This is a genomic window from Murinocardiopsis flavida (assembly GCF_003014485.1).
Taxonomy (GTDB): domain Bacteria; phylum Actinomycetota; class Actinomycetes; order Streptosporangiales; family Streptosporangiaceae; genus Murinocardiopsis; species Murinocardiopsis flavida.
Genome location: NZ_PYGA01000056.1, coordinates 1 through 4,303 on the forward strand (window position 1 = coordinate 1; position 4,303 = coordinate 4,303).

Genomic DNA, 4,303 nt, shown 5'->3' on the forward strand with positions numbered 1-4,303 from the left:
CCCTCCACAACCACGGCACCACCACCTACCTCGAAATCGGCCCCACACCCACCCTCACCCCCACCACCCACGACACCCCCCCCACCACCCGCACGGAGGGCCGCGGCGCCCCCGGCGCGGCGGCGATCCCGGTCGTCCGCGGCGACCGCCCCGAGACCCACAGCCTCATGGCGGCGCTCGGCGAGGCGCACGTCCATGGTGTTGCCGTCGACTGGGCCGCGCTGCTGCCCGCCGCCAAGCGCGTCGACCTGCCCACCTACGCGTTCCAGCGCGAGCACTTCTGGGTTTCCCGCATCCGCCGCGCGGAGCCCGAATCCGGCCGTGCCGCCGAGGCTCCCCTCTGGGACGCCGTGGAACGGCGCGATGCCGATGCCGCCGCCGACGCCTTGGCCGTCGCCGACAAGGACGTCCGGGCGGCCCTGGACGCCGTGCTCCCGGCCCTCTCGGAGTGGCGCCGCCGGACACACGAGAGCGACGCCGCGGCCGGCCTCTGCTACCGGGTGACGTGGCGCCCCATGCCCCGCCCGGAGCCGCGCCCGACGGGTGCCTGGTGGGTGGTCGTTCCCGCGGACCTGCGTTCCAGCGACCGGGTCCGGGCGTGTGTCGAGGCCCTCACCCGGGGCGGGGCGGCGGTCCGCACCGTGCTGGTGGACGACACCGGGCGCGACGCGCTCGCGCGGGCGCTGACAAGGATGCCTCCCGGCACCGGCGAGCCGGATGCGCCCGCGCCCGCTGGGGTGCTCTCACTGCTGGCCGCGGCCGACGACACCGGCTCCGCCGCGGGCGCCGGAGCAACCGCGGCGGCGCTCGCCCTGGTGCAGGCGCTGGGCGACACCGAGGTCGATGCGCCGCTGTGGCTCGGCACCCGCGGCGCCGTCGCGGCGACGGGAGCGGACCTCCCGCCCGATCCCGGACCGGCGGGCCTGTGGGGCCTGGGCCAGGCCGTCGCGGTCGAGCATCCCGAACGGTGGGGCGGGCTGGTCGACCTTCCCGACGTGCTCGACGGCACCGGGCCCGACACACTGCTCGGCGTCCTCACGGGCGACACGGGCGAGGACCAGGTGGCCCTGCGCTCCTCAGGGGCCTATGTGCGCCGCCTCGTCCGCGCGACAGGGCAGGCCCCGAGGACGTGGGCCCCGTCCGGCACCGTTGCGGTCACCGGGGCCGCCGGAGCGCAGGGCACCGCGGTCGCACGGTGGCTCGCCGCCAACGGTGCCGACCATGTGCTCCTCCTCCGCGGCGGCGGCGATCCGGGCGCGGACACCGACGGGCTCGCCGCCGAACTGCGCGGGCTCGGAGCGGGGGCCACGGTCGCCGATTGCGGGCCCGCCGACCGGGAGCCGCTGGCCCGGCTGCTCGCCGAGCTCCCGCGGGAGCGCCCGCTGACGGCCGTGGTGCACACCCCGGGGGCGCTGCCCGACGGCGTCCTCTCATCGCTCGATCCGGCCGCCGCCGGCGATGCCGTCCACGCCGAGACGGCCGCGGCAGCGATGCTCAGCGACCTGGCCGACGACGCGGACCTCGCCGCATTCGTGGTGTTCTCGTCCATGGCCGGCTCGTTCGGTTCCGGCGGCCAGGGTGCGCGGGCCGCGGCAGGAGCGGGGCTCGCCGCACTGTGCGAACGGCGGCGTGCCGCCGGGCTCCCCGCGACGTCCTTGGCGTGGGGACCCTGGGCCGGGGCGCCGGACGAGGACCGGCTGCGCCGCTCCGGGCTGCCGCCGATCGACGTGGGGACCGCCCTCGCGGCCATGGGCACTCTCGTGAACGGCGAGCAGACGTCGGTCACAGTCGCCGACGTGGACTGGGAGCGGTTCGCCGCCGCCTTCGCGGCGCGGCGGCGCCACCCACTGCTCGCCGACCTGCCGGACATCGGCTCCGCGGCCCGGGGGGCCGCTGCCGACGCGTCCGGAGGGGCCGCCGAGGCGGAACGCGTGCGGCTCGCCGGGCTGTCCGCCGCCGATCGCGACGAGGCCGTGCTGGATCTCGTCCTGGCCCGGACCGCGGTCGTCCTGGGGCACTCCGAGCCGACCGAGGTCGTTCCGGAACGCGGGTTCATGGAGGCCGGGGTCGACTCCTTGGCAGCGGTGCAGTTGCGCAACGCGCTGACCGCCGCGACCGGTCTCGCCCTTCCCACCACGCTGGCGTTCGACCACCCGTCACCCGGCGCCCTCGCCCGGCACCTCGCCGAGCGCATCGCCGAGTCGGCGACCGCGCACAAGAGCAGTCCGCTGCCCGAGCTCGACGCGCTGGAGTCGGCGCTGAACGGCGACGCCGTCGATCCGGCCGCGCGTCAGCGGGCGGCGCTGCGGCTGCGCTCGCTGCTCGCCCGGATCGAGGAGGCGCCCGGCGACGGGGACCCCGACACCGACGCCGACGTCGACGGCGCCAGCGACGAAGAGCTGTTCGAGCTGATCAACAAGGAGTTCGGGCACTCCTGAACGCCGCTCACACACCGATGCATCCGGGGGGATGAGGACTGGTGACGAACGAGCAGAAGCTCCGCGACCTGTTGAAACAGGTCACCACGGACCTGCGGCGGTCCCGCGGTCGCGTGCGCGAACTGGAGGAGCCCGAGCCGGTGGCGATCGTGGGGATGGGGTGCCGCTTCCCCGGCGACGCACGGTCACCGGACGATCTCTGGGACCTGGTGGCCGAGGGCCGCGACGCCGTCACGGGCCTGCCCGCCGACCGCGGCTGGGACCTCGACGGGCTCTACGACGCCGACCCGGAACGGCCCGGGACCAGCTACGCCCGGGCCGGGGGGTTCGTACGCGGCGCGGGCGATTTCGACGCCGAGTTCTTCGGGATCAGCCCCCGCGAGGCGCTGGCCATGGACCCCCAGCAGCGCCTGCTGCTGGAGACCTCCTGGGAGGCCGTCGAACACGCCCGCATCGACCCCACCACCCTGCGCGGCACCCCCACCGGCGTCTTCGCCGGGGTGATCACCCAGGAGTACGGGCCGCGGATCCACCAGGCCGCCGACGGCATGGAGGCGCACCTGGTCACCGGTGTGGCGGCCAGTGTCGCAGCGGGACGGGTCTCCTACGCACTCGGCCTGGAAGGGCCGGCGGTCGCGCTCGACACCGCCTGCTCCTCGTCCCTCGTCGCGCTGCACCTGGCGGCCCGAGCGCTCCGCAGCGGCGAATGCGCCCTCGCCCTCGCGGGCGGCGCCACGGTCATGGCGACGCCCGGTGGGCTCGTCTCGTTCAGCCGGCAGCGGGGGCTGGCCGCCGACGGCAGGTGCAAGGCGTTCGCCGCCGCGGCCGACGGCACCGGCTGGGCCGAAGGCGCCGGCATGCTGGTACTGGAACGGCTCTCCGACGCCCGCCGCAACGGCCACCGGGTGCTCGCGCTGCTGCGCGGATCCGCCGTCAACCAGGACGGTGCGAGCAGCGGCCTGACCGCGCCCAACGGCCTCGCGCAGCAGCGCGTCATCCGCGACGCGCTCGCCGACGCACGGCTCGACCCCGCCCATGTCGACGCCGTCGAGGCCCACGGCACCGGCACCCGCTTGGGCGACCCCATCGAGGCCCACGCCCTCCTCGCCACCTACGGCCGCGACCGCCCCGCCGACCGCCCGCTCCGGCTCGGATCGCTGAAATCCAACATCGGCCACAGCATGGCGGCAGCGGGCGTGGGCGGCGTCATCAAGATGGTCATGGCGATGCGCCACGGCACGCTGCCCAAGACGCTGCACGTCGACCAGCCGTCTCCGCAGATCGACTGGTCCGAGGGGGCGGTGTCCCTGCTGACCGACGCCGCCCCGTGGCCCGAGACCGGGGCACCGCGCCGCTCAGCGGTGTCCGGCTTCGGCATGAGCGGCACCAACGCGCACGTCGTCCTGGAAGCGGCGCCCGCAGAGGACACACCGTCCGAGGCACCGGGCGCCCCCGGCGGCGCAGCGGACCAGTCCGCGATCACCGGGGACGCGGGCCGGCCCGTACCGGTGATGCTGTCCGCGAAGAGCGCGGCGGCCCTGCGCGGCCAGGCCCGCCGCCTCGCCGAGCATCTGGACGCCCACCCCGCGACCACCCCCGCCGATGCGGGCTACGCGCTGGGCACCACCCGTGCGTCCTTCGAGCACCGCGCCGCCGTCATCGCGGGCGACCGCGCGTCCCTCCGCGACGGGCTCGGCACCCTCGCCGCGGGACGCACCACCGACCGCGCCTTCACGGGCCGCGCCGGCGCCCACCCCGGCCGCACCGTTCTCGTGTTCCCCGGCCAGGGCTCCCAATGGCAGGGAATGGCCCTCGAACTCCTCGACACCACCCCCGCATTCGCCGACCACATGCGCCAATGCGAA

2 protein-coding genes are annotated in these 4,303 nt (G+C 76.2%); both read left to right on the forward strand.

Going from position 1 to position 4,303, the window contains the following annotated elements; translation table 11 throughout:
- A partial coding sequence (locus CLV63_RS32945; protein ID WP_146165735.1) for a beta-ketoacyl reductase occupies positions 1–2,438 on the forward strand: 2,438 nt, incomplete at its 5' end.
- Between the two features lie 41 nt (positions 2,439–2,479).
- The coding region (locus CLV63_RS32950) for a type I polyketide synthase (RefSeq protein WP_146165736.1) at positions 2,480–4,303 on the forward strand (1,824 nt) is incomplete at its 3' end.